Here is a 440-nt window from a genome sequence, read left to right on the forward strand (position 1 = left end):
CCCGCTGCCGACGGCGCTCGTCACGGCACTCTCGCGCGTCGCCGAACTGCACCGCCTGGCGCGGCTGACGCGGCATGGCGAGCTGGTGCTGCAACGCTTGCCGCCAACGGTGAAGATGGGCAACGCCGAGGTGACGCTGCCGCCGGGCTCGTTCCTGCAGGCAACCGTCGCAGGCGAAGAGACGCTCGCCGCGCTCGTCGCGGAACGCATCGGCAAGGCCAAGGAGGTTCTCGACCTTTTCTGCGGTGTGGGCCCGTTCGCTCTGCGGCTCGCAGAGAAGGCCCGCGTCACCGCTTATGATAACGACGCCGGTGCGATTGCGGCCCTCGCGAAAGCGGCGCGCACGCCGGGCCTGAAGCCGATCAAGTGCGAACCGCGCGATCTGTTTCGCCGCCCCCTGGTGCCGCCCGAGCTGCGCAATTTCGATGCCGTGGTGTTTG

1 protein-coding gene is annotated in these 440 nt (G+C 69.1%); it reads left to right on the top strand.

Annotated elements, in window-relative coordinates:
• Positions 1 to 440 (top strand): methyltransferase domain-containing protein (locus tag MOV75_RS41920; RefSeq protein WP_247008757.1); only part of this gene is annotated, 440 nt, incomplete at both ends.

It is taken from the genome of Bradyrhizobium sp. PRIMUS42 (assembly GCF_023006515.1).
Classification (GTDB): Bacteria; Pseudomonadota; Alphaproteobacteria; order Rhizobiales; family Xanthobacteraceae; genus Bradyrhizobium.